This is a genomic window from Stackebrandtia soli, assembly GCF_965137155.1.
Lineage (GTDB): Bacteria > Actinomycetota > Actinomycetes > Mycobacteriales > Micromonosporaceae > Stackebrandtia > Stackebrandtia soli.
In genome coordinates this window covers 60,588-76,032 of sequence record NZ_CBCRZX010000012.1, presented here as the reverse complement: position 1 = coordinate 76,032, position 15,445 = coordinate 60,588, and the positions used below count along the sequence as shown (strand labels likewise).

The following is a 15,445-nucleotide window of genomic DNA, read 5'->3' as shown; positions in this document are numbered from 1 at the left end:
GTGGTCGACGTCGTTCCGGCCCGGGCGAGAACCACCGGCCTTGAGCTTGTCTCGTTCCCTCAGATCGTGTGAGGCGAGCGGCACGTCGTCACTCGGCGGGGCGCAGGATCGCCCGCATACGGGTGTCTGCCATGCCTTCCGGCGTGCTGGAGCACGGCCGGTGATCCGACAACGCGGCCGATGGCCGTCGAACCGCGTCGGTGGTTCGATCATGAACACCGCGACACCGCCGGAACCGATCCGCCGGGGAACGAGACGGTCTCTAATCGGGGGAGGCCCTGCCGAGGATCGCGTCGACGCGGTGGACGCGGGCCGTGACCTGATCCGGGTCGAGGATGAGACACGTCGGCGCGCCGAGTTGGGTCTCGTGGACGATCTCGTCGTCGAAGACGATGACAGCCGAGTCCGTGTCCGACCACCATGACGCGATCGTGTCGTTCTTCACGAGGGACACGTCGGCGTCGGTCGAGCGCAGCGCGCGGACGGCGTCGTCGGCGTCGGTCGTCGCGTCGACGATGACCGTCCACGCCACGGTGACGCCCCGGACGACGGCCGCGGAGCAGCGGTCGATCAGGTCCCGGTCCATGTGCCGGGCGACGTCGGAGGTCACGACGCCTCGCAGGCTCGTTCCCGCTCGCGCCGTCAAGCCCAGCAACCAGTCCCTCGACTCCGTCTCGGCGATGATCTCGCCACCGTCGAGACCGTCGAGGAATCGGGCCATTCGGCGCAGTTGCGCGTTCGCGAGACCGACGGCCAGGGAGGGTGTCTCGGCGGGGACGCGGGCTCCGGCGCGGATGACGCCTTCGACGGTCGCCGAGTCGACGGGGGAGCGGTCGAGGTCGGCGAGGGCGCGCGAGATGCCGCCGAAGCGGGAGAGGCCGCGGTTGAGAATGCGCTCGGTCGTCTGGTGGTGCTGTCCCTGTCTGGACTCGATGCGTCGTAGTCGACGGTCGACCTCGACGAGGACGATGCACACGAGCGCGGCCCCGCCGACGGCGGCGGCGGCGACGAGGGCGACCGCCGTGTCCCCCGCCATGCGCGCGGCGAGCACGTGGGCGAGTGCGGCGAGCCCCGTGGCCACGGCCGATGCGAGCGCGAGCCGGGTGGTTGGTCCGGGGCGCCGTCGGACGATGGCGGGCCGGCGACGGGGTCCTGAGGGGTGAGCGGTCGCGGTGGGGGACATGACGGCACTATAGGCCGCAGCCCTGCGAAATCGTTGCAGTGGAACGAATACCCGGCGGACAGTGCGCCGAGCGGACGTGCTAAGCGGCGCCCGATGATCATCCTTTTTCGACAGTCGTGGGTGTCGGATCGCACATCGTCGCCCATCGACCGCCGCACCCACGCGGAGATATGCTTAGGCGAACTAACTTAGTCAGGCTAACTATTGAAGGGTCGTCCATGACGCGTCAACTCGCCGACGAGGTCAACCGCCTCCTGCGCGATCTCGTCCTGCTTCTGCGCCGCACCCACGTCACCGCTGACGCCAGCCCGCAGCAGCTCGCCGTGCTCGGTTCCCTCTCCGATCGGGACTGCCGGATGAGCGCCCTCGCCGACGAACACGGCGTTCGGCTGCCGACGATGACGGCGCAGATCAACCGGCTCGAACGAGACGGCCTCGTCGCCCGACGCGGTGACGCCGCCGACGCCCGCGTCGTCGTCGTCACCCTCACCGACGCGGGACGAACCACGCTCGCCGACGGCCGTGCCCGCCGCGTCGAGGCACTCGAACACCGATTGGCGACGCTCACCGACGACGATCGCGCCCGCATCGCCGCCGCCCTCCCCGCCCTGTCGAGGCTCGCGGCCGCCGAACCGACAGGAGGAGAACGATGACAGCTCCCGGCACAACGATCCTGAGGCAACCGCCCGCCGTGTGGGCGACCGCGTTCGCGGCCGTCGTCGCCTTCATGGGCATCGGTCTCGTCGACCCCATCCTCCCGTCGATCGCGACCGGCCTCCAGGCCACACCGAGCGAGGTGTCACTGCTGTTCACGAGCTACTTCCTCGTGACGGCGGTCGCCATGCTCGTCACCGGGTACGTCTCCAGCCGCATCGGCGGCAAGCGAACCCTCCTGATCGGACTGAGCCTCGTCGTGGTGTTCGCGATCCTGTCCGGGACGTCGAACTCGGTCGCCGAACTCGTCGGCTTCCGCGCAGGCTGGGGCCTCGGCAACGCGATCTTCGTCGCGACGGCCCTGGCCGTGATCGTCGGTGCCGCCAGCGGAGGAGCGGCCTCCGCGATCCTCCTGTACGAGGCGGCGCTCGGCCTCGGCATCTCCGCCGGACCGCTGCTCGGAGCCGTCCTCGGCGACTGGCACTGGCGGTACCCGTTCTACGGGACGGCCGTGCTCATGGCCATCGGATTCGTCCTGATCGCCGTCCTGCTACGGCGGGACCGCCCCACGAGCCGTACACGCCTGTCGGACCCGATTCGCGCCCTGGCGCACGGCGGTTTGTCCACGACGGCCGTCGCCGCGCTGTTCTACAACTTCGCGTTCTTCACCGTGCTCGCGTACACGCCGTTCATCCTTGGCATGACCGCGTACGGGATCGGCGCCGTCTTCTTCGGCTGGGGCGTCGCCGTGGCACTGTCCTCGGTGCTGCTGGCACCGCGCCTGCACCGCGTCATCGGCTCCGTGCCGACCATGTACCTGGCATTGGGATTCCTCGCGCTGTGCCAGATCGGCGTCGCCGTCTTCGCGGGATCGGACGCCCACGCGGGCGTCGTCACGTGCACCGTCCTGACCGGCCTCGCGATCGGCGTCAGCAACACCGTCTTCACCGAGTCGGCGATGGAGGTGTCGGACGCGCCCCGCGCTGTCGCCTCCGCCGGTTACAACTTCGTGCGCTGGCTCGGCGCCGCGTTCGCGCCCGTCATCGCCAGCCGGCTCGGAGACGAGGTCGGCGTGAGCGTCCCATACGCTCTCGGAGCGGCCTGTTGTGTCGTCGCCGTCGCCGTGCTGGCCGTCAGGCGCCGTCATCTCGTCGCACTGACGGGACGACCGGAACCCGCGCTCGCCGAGGCCGCCGTCTGAGCCGACGATCGGCACTGTCGATAAGGCTCGGGTCCGCGCCGACCCGAGCCACATCACTCGCGCCGCTTCAGTTCGGTGATCGCGAGGCCGTGCCCGTCCGGGTCGAGGAACGACGCCGCCTTCACCTCGTGAATGGCCCCGGCCAGGGCCGAACGCGGTGGGTGCGTGAAGGTGATGCCCTTGCCGCGCAGGGTGCGATACGCGACGTCGATGTCGCCGACCTCGAAGGTCAGGTGCATCACGGGATTGCCACCGGCGGGCGCGTCGTCGCGCTGCCACAGCAGGACCCGGCCGAAACCGGCCTCCAGCAGCACCGCGTCGGAGGCCCGATCGACTTCCACCAGACCGAGCAGCTCCGTGTAGAACATCAAGGATCGGTCCAAATCGGACACAACGAGGGTCGCGGCGACGTCGCGGACCGCCTCGGCGGGCAGGCCCTCCTCCGCCCCGACATACGCCGACAAGACCTCGGCCGCGCCACTCGACAGCGCCGGGATCGCGCGCGACTGCGGCTCGTCGTCCTCGTCCTCGTCGTCACGGTCGAACACGTCCAAGTCGAGGACGTCCAAGACCGCCAGGGCCTCGGCGGCGTCCACCGCGGCCTGATCGTCGTCGACGACTCCGGGGCCGGTCGCCGCGTCGAGCGTGTCCACGTCCTTGGCGGTCTGCTGTTTCGGGATCGAGACCGGTGCCGTCGTCGGCGACTCCGCCTCGGTCTCGGACTCCGCGGTCGCCTCCGATGCCGCGGCGGGCTCGGATTCCGGGCTCGTCTCGGACGCCGGTGTCGGTGCCGGTGGTTGCGCGACGGAGTGGCTCACCGCCGTCGTCACATTCGTTGTACCACCGGTCGGCGGCTCCGGGGCGGGAGCCGACTCGGGGGGCGGTGGTGCCTGCGCCGGCGTGTACAGCGGCATGCCACCGCCGAAACTCCGGTCGAGGTCGTCCAGAGAACCGAGCTCGTCGTCTCGCTCATCCTCGATCCGCAGATCGTCGACGGTGAAGTCCCGCACCGGTGCCAGCGGCTCGGAGGCCTGCGGGTACGCCTGGAAATGGGCCGCGGCGCGTGCGGCGGTCGCCAACGCGACCGACCCGCCGAGGAAGGCGAAACCGATGATCCCCGCGATGACGCTGCTCGCGCCGAGCGCGATCGACAGGGTGAAGAAGCCCAGGAGCAGTAAAGTGAACACGCCCGTCAGGCGTCCCCCGCTCCAGTACCGCATTCCCGCGATCATGCCGATTCTCGGCTGCGGCGCGCCAATGCCGCGGTCCTCCTCGCGGGCGAGGCGGTCCATCTCTGCGGTCGCCCACCAGCTGCGCCAACCCCGATACGAAGCGGACACCCGCGTTCGGGGCACGGCACGCCCCGCCGTCCGAGTGGTCGCGCGCCCAGCCCGCCCCGCCCGGGCCCGCTGCGCCTGTGCGCGGGCCTGAGCCTCCCTCGCGTGCTGCGCGTTTCGGGCGTTCGTCGTAGCCGCTCGCTGCTTCGGAGTCGGAGCCTTCGCCGCCTTGACGTTCTTCGCGGCGCGCGGTGCCGCCTTCGCCTGACGCGCGGCCTTAGCGGCCTTCGGAGCCGGTTTGGCCTGCCGGGCCGCCTTCGGGGTGGCCTTCGCGTTGTTGCGCGGTGGTTGCCGTGGCGGCTGACGCGGTGTTTGAGCCATAGTTGTGTGCCTCCCGCAGACGCATGATGTTCGATGGTACGTGTGTGTCCCGCGCGTCACAACACACCGTGGAGGGAACGCGCCCAAGCGTTTCCGCCACTTCATCCTTAATGGATGGTCCATGGCGGTCGATTCGGTCGGCACGCCGTCACCGTCTCGCCCGTGACCACGGCGTCTCTCCTCTGTCCCCACCGGGCCGGACGGCCCCGCCGAGCGACCTCTAAACTCAACGCCCCACAGTTCGGCCCCTCAAAGATGCTGCCTAGGAGCGCACCGTGTCCCAACAGACCCTCGTCCTGATCAAACCCGATGCCGTCGCCAGGGGCCTGATCGGAGAGGTCGTGTCCCGCCTGGAGCGCAAAGGGCTGACGATCGAGGAGATGCGGATGCGGACGATGGACGCGGCCCTCGCCGACGCCCACTACGCGGATCACGTCGAGAAGCCCTTCTACCCGCCGCTGAAGGAGTTCATGACGTCCGGGCCGCTCGTCGCGTTGATCGTCTCGGGTGACGAGTCCATCGCCGCCGTGCGGGCCCTCGCGGGAGCGACCGACGGGCGCAAGGCCGTGCCGGGCACGATCCGCGGCGACCTGTCGCTGTCGAACCGGGAGAACCTGATCCACGCCTCCGACTCGCCCGAGTCCGCGAAGCGTGAGATCGCCCTGTGGTTCTCCTGATCCTCCTGTCGCGCGGTCGAACGCGCGGATGATCCTCGGGTCGTCATCCTTCGACGACGCGACCGGTCCTCGCGCGGCCGTTCCGCGCCAGAGGCCTTTTAGGACCAACATCGGCCGCCCCTGGACCAGGGGCGGCCGAACCGTGTTCAGTGGGCCGTGAGTCGAAGCATGTTACCGAGAATTCGCAGCCCCGCGGAGTCGTGCGCGGTCAGGATCGACTCGGGATGGAACTGCACCGCGAAGCGCCGATGTGGACGGTCCTCGATGGCCATGACGACGTCGTCGGTCATCGCCGTCACCTCGAAACCATGCACATCGGACGGTGTCGCGTACAGCGAGTGGTACCGAGCGGCCGTGAACTCCCCGCCGAGCCCCTCCAACAGCTCGCCCCCGGCCACCTTCACCGTCGCCGGCTTCCCATGCCACGGCACCGCCAGACGGGCGAGCGTTCCGCCCGCGTGCTCCACCATCGCCTGAAGCCCGAGGCAGACCCCGAAGACGGGCAATCCGCGCTCGTACAGGCGATCCAGCAGCTCGGCGCAGCCGAAGTCGGCCGGGACTCCGGGCCCCGGCGACAGCACCACGAGGTCGGGCGCGATCCGGTCCAGCACCTCATCGTCGAATCCGAATCGGACGGTCGTGACCTCGGTGCCGTGCTGCCGTAGGTAGTCCGCGAGCGTGTGCACGAAGGAGTCCTCGTGGTCGACGAGCAGGATTCGCCGACCGACGCCCGCCATCCCACCCGCGACCTCGATCGGCGCCGGCTTGACCGGCGCGGTGGTCTCCGCCCCGCCAATAGCCTCCAGGAGCGCGCTCGCCTTCAGGTAGGTCTCGTTCTCCTCGGCGTCCGGATCCGAGTCGAACAGCAGCGTCGCCCCGGCCCGCACCGTCGCCACGCCGTCCTCGATGTGCGCGGTCCGCAGGGTCAGGCCCGTGTTCATCGAACCGTCGACACCGATCTTGCCGACGGCCCCGCCGTACCAGCGACGCGGCGTCGTCTCGTGTTCCTCGATGAACCGCATCGCCCACGTCTTCGGCGCGCCCGTCACCGTCACGGCCCACATGTGCGTGAGGAACGCGTCGAGGGCGTCGAAACCGGGGCGGAGGGTTCCCTCGATGTGGTCGACGGTGTGGATCAGCCGTGAGTACAACTCGATCTGACGCCGCCCGAGCACCCGGATCGACCCCGGCTCGCACACGCGGGCCTTGTCGTTGCGGTCGACGTCGGTGCACATCGTCAGCTCCGACTCCTCCTTCGGCGACGCGAGGAGCGCGGCGATGTTGGCCGCGTCAGCGAGCGCGTCGTCGCCGCGCTTGATCGTGCCCGCGATCGGGCAGGTCTCGACCCTGTCCCCGGTGACCCGCACGTACATCTCCGGAGACGCGCCGACGAGGTACTCGGCGTCGCCCAGATTGAAAAAGAACTCGTACGGCGCGGGGTTGTCGCGTCGGAGGCGGCGGAAGAACGCCGCGGGCGACGGGCACGGCGCGTGCATGCGATGGCTCGGCACGACCTCGAACAGGTTCCCCGCCGCGAACTCGTCGCGTGCCCGGCGGACGGTGTCCGCGTAGGCGCCGGGCGTCGGCGGCTCGGGCGCGGTGGTGGCCGGGACGTAGGGAACCGTCGCCGTGGTTCGGGCCAGACCGTCGGTGCTGACCCCGTCGACGGTGAACTCGTACCGGAACCGGTGAGCCAGTTCGCGTTTGCGGTCCCACACGCTGATCTCGTCGGGCAGCAGGAGGACGAGATCGCGGGCCGTCGGGTCGCGGTCCTTGGCCGGGGCGATCGGCTCGAACTGGAAGGCGAGGTCATAACCGAAGGCGCCGTAGAAGCCGAGATGCGGGTCGTCGCAGGCGAACGCGTGCCACAGGGCGCGGACCGCGGTGAACACGCTCGGCTGGCGGCTGCGCTCCTCCTCGGTGAACGGTCGGTCGGACGCGGGCACGTGCGCCGCGACCGTGTCGGGCCCGACCGTCGGGTCGAGCCCGACCGCGACCAGTGCCTCCCGGCAGACGGGTAGGAGAACGGCCCCGCGCTCGTTGAGTGCCCGCACCGTGACGTCTCGGCCGATCGCCGACAGCTCCAGACATGGATCGACGAACGCCATGTGCCAGCGGCTGTACCGACCCGGATACTCCATTCCAGAGCTCAGGACACCGCCGCGTCGGGTCTGCACGCTGTCGATGACGGAGTCGAGGTCGCCCTCGGGGAGGTCCTCGTCGGTGCGGCGTATCCGCACTCCGCCCGGGGTCGTCAGGTCGGTCAACGGTCTGCCCTCTTTCGGGTTGGGCCGAGCCGGGCGGGCCGAAACGCAGACGACCGCCTGGCGAGGCGGTCGCGGTTGGTGCGAGAGTGCGCGTCAACGTCGATGGGCCGCCTTTAGCGGCGCCACCAGCATCGGGGCATCGTTGAACGCATGCGGCAAACCATACACGGAGGGGCGCGCGTTCCACGGTCCCGTACCAACGGGTGGGCGTGTCAGGGGGCGAACGGCCGCAGCGGTGGATCGATCGGCGCCCGGGTGAGCCGATTGGCGAACGTCGACAGCGTGTAGGCGCCGACGCCGAGGACGACGTCGAGGGCGTCCCGCGCGGTGAAGCCGTGCTCGGTGAACGCCGTCAGCTCGTCGTCGGACACGCCTCCGGCGGTCGTGACGACCGCGAGTGTGAAGCGGCGCAACGCCTCCAACCGCTCGACGGGGATCGGGCTCGCGGCACGCAGGGCCGCNACGACGTCGGCGTCCGCGCGCAGCCGTCGCAGGATCGTGGTGTGCATCGCGACGCACAGTTCGCAGTCGTTGCGGGTCGCGATGGTCATGACGACGACCTCGCGTTCGATCGGTGCCAGGGCGGACGCGTCGAACAGGCGGGTCATGATGCCGAAGCCGTCGAGCAGGCCGGGCGAATGCGCCATCCGCGCGACGGCGTGGGGTAGGTAGCCGAGGCGGTCGCGCATCGCGCGCATGTGCGGTCTGGCCTCCTCGGGGGCGGTTTCGATCGTCAGGTCGGGGAAATAGGGGTGCGACATGAGAACCTCCGTTTAGTCAATGCACTTGACAATATAGTCAAGCTGCTGGACTTTATCGACGGGGGTCCTCGTATCTCTTGTGGACCAACGGATGGGCTCGCGGATGTCGGAAGGCGCCGCTACCGTGATGTTCGTGAAGCGCACATATCGATATGTCGATGGTGCTCGCGTCGAGGGGACGTGGCAGCACATCTTCATCCGCAACGGAGACACGTACTTCCTGACCGACATGGCGATCTACGCGGACGGCACCGTCGACTGCTGGGGTCTCACCGATCTGGACGGTCTGCGGCGACATCTGGAGACCGGCTGGGTCGCCACCGAGATTCCGCAGGGCGCTCGGGCGTCCGCCTCCGACCTCGTCGACTGGAACTTCGACGAGCCCGAGTTCTTCGTCTCGGCCCAGGGCCTACTCGGAGAAACCGCCGACAAGATCGACGAACTCAACGGCCGCCCCGACTCGAGCGTTCGGTGCCTGATGGCGGTGGACACCTTCCTCGACGATCCGACCGAGTCGAATCGCACCGCGGCCAGGGAGGCCTACCTCGCGATCCCGGAGCACCTGCGGATGTTCGCACTCGGCGACATGGACAGCAAGGACTGGCCGCTCGCGACCCTCGTGACGGCGGTGGGGCAGAGGCGTGCCGGGTACGACGACCGCGTCGTCACGGCGGAGATGCACGCCCACACCGAGAAGTACTTCCGCGATCGGGAACGCCTGCGCGCCAGCCTGCCCGTCGCGCCCCCGGACGGCCCCGTGACCGCGGCGTCCCCGACCGTCCAGCTGCCGATGGCCCACTTCCACGAGGACCGTCTCGCCGATCCCGGTCGGCACATCCTCCAGATCGACTATCCCGCGCCGATCGAGTACGACGGCCGGACCTACCCGACGGTGGAGCACGCGTACTGGGCGATGTCGACGAGCGATCCCGAAGCACGCGAACGGATCCGGACCGCCACACGCACTCACGACGCCCGGACGCTCGCCGCCGACGCGCCGCGTCGAGACGGCTGGCCGGTCGCCCGTCTGGCCGTCATGGCCGACCTCAACCGCGCGAAGTACACCCAACACCCCGACCTCGCCGAGACCCTGCTCGGCACCGGCGACGCCCGGATCATGCTCGCCGGAACCTTCTCGGGGTACTGGTACGGGCACGGCAGCAACTGGGTCGGGCGCCTGCTCGAAGTAGTCCGCTCGGAGCTGGTCGTGGCGCGGTGGAGGGACGATTGAGGGGCGGTGTCAGCAGCGATCCCGGTCGATGGTGACGTAGCCGTTCCGGCTGCGGATCACCCGGTCGTAGCAGGTTCCGGCGGTGTCGCTGACGACCACGTAGCGGTTCTGGGACACGCCGACGCCACGCCGATCCGGGCGCGGCTGGTCGATGTCGAACGCGGCGGCGCCGAGGAAGCTGTCGCGCACCTTCAGGTGGCGAACCCGTCCGCTCGGGGCCGTGTGCAGGACCTCGCGCTCGTCGAGCAGCGTGATCGTCGTCGTCAGCCGATTCTCGTCGTCTATGCCGATGCGCCCGTTGACGCTGAACGTCCGGTCCACCTGGGTGACGTCGACGTCCGACTCGTTGGAGAGCACCGTGCGCGTCTCCATGTCGAACCACTCGGCCCGCAGCGCGTCCGGATTCTCGCCGGGCGCCCACGAATGGGTCGACATGTTGCCGATCGTTCGATCCACCGTCGTCATGACGCTGCCGTGCGACGTCTCCAGCCAGCCGGTCGCCGTGTGCTGTCGGCCCGCCTCCACCTGAACTCGGGTGTGCCGACTGGCGAGGATCGTGATGTCGTTGGTCAGCGGGGTCGTCTCCGAGGTCAGGACCCCGCCGTTGACGACCTGCGACTCCTCGTCCTGCCAGACGCGGAACGCCACCGGCGTCGACCAACCCGCCGCGTCGGCGGGCATGCCGACCACGCGCACGGCGACGTCATGCGCGGCGCCGTCGTTGAGCAGGCCCAGGTAGGGCGTCAGGTCGTAGCGCAGCGGCTCCAGGTCGAAGGCGCGTGGCGCTGGAATCGTGTACCACAGGTAGGGGTTCGACCATCCACCTGTGTAGATATGCGGATACGGTGCGGCGATCCCGGCGATCTGGCCGTCGATGAGCACCTGAACCTCGCGGTACGGACCGTCCGGCGCCGCGCACGAGTAGCCCGTTTGCGGTGGGGCCGTGAGGTACCAGAACTCCTCGCAGCCGCCGCCCGAACCCGTGGCGTAGACGTCGGCGATGAGCCGTTCCGAGTTCGTCGGCACGGTCAAGGTGCCGCGCAGGTCGGGGGTCGAGTCGTCCTGGTCGCTCAACGGCAGGAGCCGATCGGGCACGTCGGGCGCGGGCGCGGAGGAGGAGGCCTCGTAGAAGGTCAACGAGACCCGCACGTCGAGCACGCCGTCGTGAACGTCGTCCACGACGTTGCCGAGCGACATGAGGGTCGGTTGCGTGGACGCCAGGAGCGGGGCGTACTGCGTGACATCCCGTTCGACCGACCAGGTGATGCCCTGCGGGGACGGTTCCGGGGTCGAGGTCTTGAACACCGGCACGCCACCGATGTCGAGCTGACCCAGGCGGTCGTACTGGCGGCCCGCGACGCTGCCGTCGAGCCGCAGCACCACCATCGACCACTCGTCACCGCACTCGGTCGGGGGTACGAAGGTCCCCGTGAACGGTTCGAAATCGTCGAAACGATGATCGACGATGGGCACCTCGCAGGAAGCAACGTCCGGCGTGTCGATCGGCGGTGCGGCCGTACGGGGGTCGTCCCAGTCGTCACCGAACTCGGGGGGCACGTTTCCGGCATGGGCTGGGACCGGGGAGAAGGTGGTCACCGCGAGGGCGGCGGCGACCAGGGCGGATAGTCCGCGCATCACGCGACTCTCCTCAACTGGGCAGGGGCATCGGGGTTTGTCAACGTCTTGGACGCATTATCCCCACTGTCGCCTTTGGTTGTCGAGGGGGCGGGAAGTTTGTCGAATACCGGCTTCGGGTCAGCACGGACGGTAAAGACGCATCGACAATTATGATTGTGATGTTGTCCGGGCCGCCCGCTTCCAGCGCCAACCGCGTCAGTTCCTCGCACGCGTCCGTGCCGTCGTCGACCTCCGTCAGCGCCCGCGCGATGTCCTCATCACTGACCACATCAGACAGTCCGTCGCTGCACAACAGGTACCGGTCGCCCGCCGCGACGTCCACCTCGCCGATCGTCGGTTCCACCGGCTCACCCAGCAGCGCCTTCAACACCACCGACCGATACGGATGGGTGCGGACGTCCGACTCCGCCAACGCGCCCTTGTCGATGAGCATCTGCACGTAACTGTCATCGCGCGTCAACCTCGCCAGTTCGCCACCGCGAAGCCGATACGCCCGCGAGTCACCGACATGCGCCACGTGCGCGCCCTCATCCGAGAACAGCAGCGCGACGACCGTCGTGCCCATGCCCCGATACGCCTCGTTCTCCTTCGCGGCCGCCGCGATCGCCGTGTTCGCGCCGACGATCGCCGCGCGCAACACCTCGACCGGATCCGGCACCGGCTCCTGGGCGGCGGTCAAGCCCTCGAACGCCTCCACCGTCAACGCCGACGCGACCTCACCCGCCGCGTGCCCGCCGACGCCGTCCGCGATCAACGCGAGCCGTCCCCCGATCGCGTGGGCGTCCTCGTTGTGATCACGAACCGAACCAGGGTGGCTGACTGCCGAAAAACTCACGGTGACCATACTTTAGGAGCATGCCCGTCACCGGCCCCCACGTCCATACGTAGATATGCGTAATCCGAGGAGAAAGGCTCACCGAAGCGAATGCCCTTCGCGGCCGACACCCGGCGCGCCCTCCTCGAACACCTCGTCGAGGCGTGGCGCGACGTGGCCAAACGCGATGAGCCGCAACGCATCGTCATCGTCACCGGCCTGCCCGCGGCCGGCAAGAGCCGCCTCGTCGCCGACGCCATCACCGACTTCACTCCCGCGCCGACCGTCACCCTCATCGGCCACGGCCGACCCGCCGCACCCGGCCCCTACGACTGGACCGCGACCGCGCTCGACGGCCACGAACTCGCCCCCAGTCGACCGGCGGAGGACCGCGACTCGACCGAACCGCCCCTCGGCGACGCGATCGCCTGGCTGACCCGCCGCACCACACCGCAATCCCGACGCATCGAACCGACCGCACTGCGCCGCGCCGCCATCGGCATCGTCAGACACCTCACCGGAGACGGCTCCGCCGTCCTCGTTGCGGACAACGCCCACGCCCTCGACCCGGCCAGCCTCGAACTGCTCGCCACCCTCGCGGCCGCCCCCGACCTGTCCGCGCTCCTCGTCGTCGTCGCCCGCACCCCCGACGCCGCCGGACCGCCGCGCAACGCCGATCGCGCCCTTCGTGACCTCGCCGCCGCCCGCCACGCGACGACGATCGCCCTGCCCGACCCCCGACCACGCCTCACCGAGGTCGACCCGCTGGTCAACTGGGCCCGGTACACGCACGCCACCAACGACGCCGCCCGCCACGCGGCGACCCTCGACGCAGCGGCCGCACTCATTCGCGACGGTCGCGCGACCGACGCGCTCGACCTCATCGAGGAATGCCTCACCACCACACCGGGCTCACTCCCGAGCGACTCCGAGACCTCCGCACGCCTCGCGCTCGCCCGCGCGCTGATGGCACTCGGACACCCCGGCGAGGCGGGCCGCGTCGCCGCCGACATCGACCCACGCCGCGAGCCGGGAGCCGCCGCGCTCGTCGACACCCTCCGCACCATCGACGAACTGACGTCCCGCGAACGCGAGGTCCTGAACTGCGTCGCCGCCGGGATGACGAACCAGCAGACCGCGACCGCCCTCGGCATCTCGATCCGCACCGTGACCGTGCACGTGTCCAACCTCCTTCGCAAGACCGGCACCACCTCCCGTACCGAGGCCGCGCTCTGGGCCGTCCAACACGGTCTGACCCGGCGCGAACCCCCGCCGCCCCGCCGCTGAGCGCCCGGTCGAACCGCTTCGCGAGGACGATTCGCCGCCGCGGAGTCAGCCGACTCACCGAAGGAGAACGCTCACGTGTCCGACCTCCAGATCCCGGAAGCCTTCCAGCGCGGTCGATGGAGCCGCGAGGGAGCCCTCGGACGGCAGTGGCGAGCGGCTCTCCCGTCCGTCGTAACCGGCCTTTGTCGACAGTGGGCGCTGCGTCCGGACGGCGCCGTGCTGTGCGGGGACAACGGGATCGCGGTTCCCGTCCGGCGCGGCTGGGAGGCGGCCGTCCTCAAGGTCTCCTGGCCGGACGACCGGTCGGCCCACGTCATCGCAGCCCTTCGATGGTGGGACGGCGGCGGCGCGGTCCGGCTCCTCGCCGACGATCCCCCGACGAACGCCGCGCTGCTGGAACACGTCCGACCCGGCCATTCGCTCGGCACGATCGAGTGGCGGACGGCGCTGCCGATCGCGGCCCGGCTGCTTCGCCGTCTCGCGATTCCGGTGCCCGCCGACGCGGCGGAACTTCCATGCACAATGGATACCGCGACGTGGATGGCGGAGACCGTGGAGCGGCGTTGGGACGATCAGGGCAGGCCGTTCTCGTCGACCCGATTGGGCTCCGTCGTCGACAACGCCCGCTCCTTGACCGTCGACGCGCCCGAACTCCTCGTCGATCACGACCTGTACGACGACAACATCCTGTACGACCGCAAGCGCTCCTGGGTGGCGATCGATCCCATGGTGATCGTCGGCGATCCGGAGTACCAAGTGGCGCAACTGTTGTGGACCCGATTCGACGAACTGGCCGACACTCGAAGCGTCCGACGCGCGTTCGATCTGATCGTCGACGAGGCCGGTCTCGATCGGGATCGGGCGCTGGCGTGGACGCTCGTCCGTTCCACCGGATACCTCCTGTGGGGCCTGTCCGTGGGCTTCGATCGGGACCCGGCCCGCTGCGTGGGTGTCCTCGACGCCCTCGGATTCCCGAGTTGACGGGCACGCCGATAGAGCCTCGCGGGAACCTGGGACACGCCGGTGTCGTTGGGGGAACCCGCGTCCGACAACTCCTAGTGTCTCCACCATGACTGTTTCATACCGTCGACTCGGAGTCGCCTGTGCGGCGTCCATCGCGAGCCTCGCCGTCGTCGGCACTGCCGCGGCGTCGGCGACGCTCGCCCCCGCCGCCGCCACGCTCACCGACTCCGCCGAATCGACGCTCGTCTCGTGGATCGGCATCATCGGCACCGTCCTGACCCTCACCGGCGCGGCGATCTTCGCCTTCATCCGCCACCGGTCATGACCAGGCGGCTCGGCACCTCGTACCCGCGTCCACGCGGGCGGACCGTTCAGGATGGACCTGTCGATCGCGGGGAAGACCCTGCGGGCCGGTCGATCCCGCAGGACGCCTAACCGGCCCCGGCGGGTGGTGACGACGTAGGCGCTCGGGTGGGCGCCGCCCGTGGTGAAGGTGATGTCCTTGATGATGCGCAGGCCGCGCGTGCGCTGCACGGTGTCGACGAACAGGCGCTTGTCCTCCGTCAGGAAGACGGCCCTTCCCTTGCGCGGCAACAACCGCGCGACCTCGGAGAGGACCGCGGGGTAGAGCGTCTGGTTGCCCGCGTGCGAGCCGACGCGCTTCCCGAACGGGAGATTCGAGACGATTCGATCCGCGACACCGTCCGCCATCGGAATCGCCCGCGCGTCGCCGCGCCAGACCACCCCGTCCACGCCGACCCGACGCAGGTTCTCGGCCGTCGCGGCGGCCCACCGCGCGTCGTGGTCCCCGCTGAGGACCCGGCCGAACGGGCCGCGCCCGACGGTCGCCAAGAGCGTTCCCGCGCCACAGAAGGGATCGAGAACCGTCGACTGGTCCTCGATCTTCGCCAACCTGGCCATGACCGAGGCGATCACGGGGTTCGTCGACGCGGGCGCGCGGAGCAGCTCGCCGAAACGGCGCGTCCAGTACAGTCCGCCGATCTCGGCGCGCCAGCCGCCCACATCCCGAACCGCGAACTGTTGTCCCGGCCGCGCGTGCGGGGGAGCGTCGTCCGGTTCGATGTTGACGTCCCACGCGCCCGGATCGTTG

General features: G+C 69.7%; 13 protein-coding genes and 2 pseudogenes. 7 read left to right on the top strand and 8 right to left on the bottom strand.

All coding sequences use genetic code 11. The features are described from left to right. Window positions 1–262: 262 nt before the first annotated feature. Window positions 263–1,183, bottom strand: coding sequence for a hypothetical protein (locus tag ACM9NP_RS10005; RefSeq protein ID WP_415646354.1), 921 nt, complete (start codon window positions 1,181–1,183; stop codon window positions 263–265). Window positions 1,184–1,401: 218 nt separating this feature from the next. Between ACM9NP_RS10005 and ACM9NP_RS10000 the strand changes: the two genes are divergently transcribed. Beyond that, a complete protein-coding gene (locus tag ACM9NP_RS10000) occupies window positions 1,402–1,836 on the top strand; it encodes a MarR family winged helix-turn-helix transcriptional regulator (protein WP_415646353.1) in 435 nt (144 codons plus the stop codon). Next, entirely contained in the window at window positions 1,833–3,038 is a 1,206-nt protein-coding gene (locus ACM9NP_RS09995; RefSeq protein ID WP_415646352.1) for an MFS transporter, read from the top strand. The genes ACM9NP_RS10000 and ACM9NP_RS09995 overlap by 4 nt, the downstream gene beginning before the upstream one ends. Window positions 3,039–3,091: 53 nt before the next feature. On the opposite strand, the gene ACM9NP_RS09990 is transcribed toward ACM9NP_RS09995, so the two are convergent. Further along, window positions 3,092–4,696, bottom strand: a complete 1,605-nt coding sequence (locus ACM9NP_RS09990) for a VOC family protein (protein ID WP_415646351.1) — start codon at window positions 4,694–4,696, stop codon at window positions 3,092–3,094. A 275-nt stretch (window positions 4,697–4,971) separates the two neighbouring features. Between ACM9NP_RS09990 and ndk the strand changes: the two genes are divergently transcribed. Continuing rightward, on the top strand, window positions 4,972–5,373 hold the full coding sequence (gene ndk, locus ACM9NP_RS09985; RefSeq protein ID WP_415646350.1) for a nucleoside-diphosphate kinase: 402 nt from the start codon (window positions 4,972–4,974) through the stop codon (window positions 5,371–5,373). 146 nt (window positions 5,374–5,519) lie between these two features. Here ndk and ACM9NP_RS09980 read toward each other — a convergent pair whose 3' ends face one another. From ACM9NP_RS09980 to ACM9NP_RS09970, 3 genes and pseudogenes are all read right to left on the bottom strand, one after another. Next, window positions 5,520–7,640, bottom strand: coding sequence for an anthranilate synthase component I (locus tag ACM9NP_RS09980; protein WP_415646349.1), 2,121 nt, complete (start codon window positions 7,638–7,640; stop codon window positions 5,520–5,522). 212 nt (window positions 7,641–7,852) lie between these two features. Beyond that, window positions 7,853–8,101: pseudogene (locus ACM9NP_RS09975) on the bottom strand (carboxymuconolactone decarboxylase family protein); the annotation flags it as partial. Between the two features lies 1 nt (window position 8,102). Further along, window positions 8,103–8,248 (bottom strand): carboxymuconolactone decarboxylase family protein (locus tag ACM9NP_RS09970; RefSeq protein ID WP_415646384.1); only part of this gene is annotated, 146 nt, incomplete at its 3' end. 280 nt (window positions 8,249–8,528) lie between these two features. On the opposite strand from ACM9NP_RS09970, the gene ACM9NP_RS09965 reads away from it, so the two are divergent. After that, window positions 8,529–9,632: an NADAR family protein gene (locus ACM9NP_RS09965; RefSeq protein WP_415646383.1), complete on the top strand. Its 1,104-nt coding sequence runs from the start codon at window positions 8,529–8,531 to the stop codon at window positions 9,630–9,632. Window positions 9,633–9,641: 9 nt separating this feature from the next. On the opposite strand, the gene ACM9NP_RS09960 is transcribed toward ACM9NP_RS09965, so the two are convergent. Both ACM9NP_RS09960 and ACM9NP_RS09955 read right to left on the bottom strand, forming a co-directional pair. After that, window positions 9,642–11,267 carry a peptide-N4-asparagine amidase gene (locus ACM9NP_RS09960; protein ID WP_415646382.1) on the bottom strand — a complete coding sequence of 542 codons (1,626 nt, stop codon included), beginning with the start codon at window positions 11,265–11,267 and terminating at the stop codon, window positions 9,642–9,644. 40 nt (window positions 11,268–11,307) lie between these two features. Then, window positions 11,308–12,105: a PP2C family protein-serine/threonine phosphatase gene (locus tag ACM9NP_RS09955; RefSeq protein WP_415646348.1), complete on the bottom strand. Its 798-nt coding sequence runs from the start codon at window positions 12,103–12,105 to the stop codon at window positions 11,308–11,310. 90 nt (window positions 12,106–12,195) lie between these two features. On the opposite strand from ACM9NP_RS09955, the gene ACM9NP_RS09950 reads away from it, so the two are divergent. The 3 genes from ACM9NP_RS09950 (at window position 12,196) to ACM9NP_RS09940 (ending at window position 14,659) form a co-directional block, all read left to right on the top strand. Continuing rightward, window positions 12,196–13,371: a LuxR C-terminal-related transcriptional regulator gene (locus ACM9NP_RS09950; protein WP_415646347.1), complete on the top strand. Its 1,176-nt coding sequence runs from the start codon at window positions 12,196–12,198 to the stop codon at window positions 13,369–13,371. A gap of 75 nt (window positions 13,372–13,446) precedes the next feature. Next, on the top strand, window positions 13,447–14,352 hold the full coding sequence (locus tag ACM9NP_RS09945) for an aminoglycoside phosphotransferase family protein (RefSeq protein WP_415646346.1): 906 nt from the start codon (window positions 13,447–13,449) through the stop codon (window positions 14,350–14,352). Between the two features lie 88 nt (window positions 14,353–14,440). Continuing rightward, window positions 14,441–14,659, top strand: a complete 219-nt coding sequence (locus ACM9NP_RS09940; RefSeq protein WP_415646345.1) for a hypothetical protein — start codon at window positions 14,441–14,443, stop codon at window positions 14,657–14,659. A gap of 245 nt (window positions 14,660–14,904) precedes the next feature. Here ACM9NP_RS09940 and ACM9NP_RS09935 read toward each other — a convergent pair. After that, window positions 14,905–15,255: pseudogene (locus ACM9NP_RS09935) on the bottom strand (TRM11 family SAM-dependent methyltransferase); the annotation flags it as partial. Between the last annotated feature and the right edge of the window lie 190 nt (window positions 15,256–15,445).